The 1,307-nt window shown below is 56.2% G+C and carries 1 protein-coding gene; it reads left to right on the top strand.

Going from position 1 to position 1,307, the window contains the following annotated elements:
* Positions 1-1,307: DDE-type integrase/transposase/recombinase (locus G494_RS26980; RefSeq protein ID WP_153305906.1), on the top strand; the 1,307-nt coding region annotated here is incomplete at both ends.

The following is a 1,307-nucleotide window of genomic DNA, read 5'->3' as shown; positions in this document are numbered from 1 at the left end:
AAGAAAAAAATCACCGACTGGGGTCAGCTACGGTTTTCCGTAATCGGTGGCTTGTTGTCCAGGCCACCAGAGAAGGGCCAGCTGGGTGCAACGATCCGAACTCTTGCCGGCCGCAGCTATCGCCATCCGCACAAAGATGAGTGGGTAAAATTTGGCGCTTCAACCATTGAGCGCTGGTATTACCAGGCCTTACGATCCACAGATCCAGTCGCTGCACTCAGTCGCCGGGTTCGTTCAGACTCGGGGATCACCAGGACACTGAATTCACGCATGATTTCAGCGCTTGCTGAGCAATACGCACGTTATCCGCATTGGAGTTATCAGCTCCATGCCGACAACCTGACGGCCCTGGTCGAGGAGCAACCCGAGTTGGGTGCAGCCCCCTCCTATTCCACCGTCCGCAGACGGATGAAGGCGCGTGGCTGGAGTAAAAAACGGCGACCGAAGACGCCGGGGCAGCACAAGGCCGCCGAACGTCTTGAACATCGCGAAGTTCGCAGCTATGAATCACCTTATGTCCATAGCCTCTGGCATCTGGATTTTCATGCCGGCAGCAGACGGATAGTTGATGAAGCTGGAGGTTACCATACACCAAAGGCCCTGTGTGTGCTCGATGACAGCTCTCGGCTCTGCTGCCATATTCAGTGGTACCTTGATGAAACTGCCGATTCGCTTATTCACGGCCTGACCCAGGCCTTTCACAAGCGAGGTCTGCCGCGGAGCCTGATGACCGACAACGGTTCGGCCATGATTGCAGGAGAAACAAAGAGCGGCCTTGGCCTCTTAGGGATCGAGCACGAAACCACGCTCCCGTACAGTCCGTATCAAAACGGCAAGCAGGAGTCCTTTTGGGGTCAACTCGAAGGACGGATGGTTGCCATGCTTACAGGGGTTGAACCACTTACCCTGGAGTTTTTGAACCGGGCAACGCAGGCCTGGGTGGAGATGGAGTATAACCGAACACGCCATGAGGAGATCAACTGTACCCCTCTCGATCGCCTGCTTGCCGGCCCGGATGTGTCGCGTCCCTGCCCAGAGCATCGAAAAATAACCTTTAGCTTCACCGCCTGTGAATCAAGAGCGCAACGGCAGAGCGACGGCACGATACAGCTCAAGGGCGTTCGCTTTGAAATCCCATCAAGGTTTCGTCACATTACCAGGCTCACTGTCCGCTATAGGAGCTGGGACCTCAGTCACGCCTACCTGGTCGCCCCCCAAACCAACAGCCTGCTGGCTGAGGTGTATCCCCAGGACAAAACCCAAAACAGCAACGGAGTACGACGTAGCCGCTCCCCCCTATCGGCAGA

Source organism: Desulfogranum mediterraneum DSM 13871 (assembly GCF_000429965.1).
GTDB lineage: Bacteria > Desulfobacterota > Desulfobulbia > Desulfobulbales > Desulfobulbaceae > Desulfogranum > Desulfogranum mediterraneum.
This window is presented reverse-complemented; position numbering and strand designations above follow the sequence as displayed.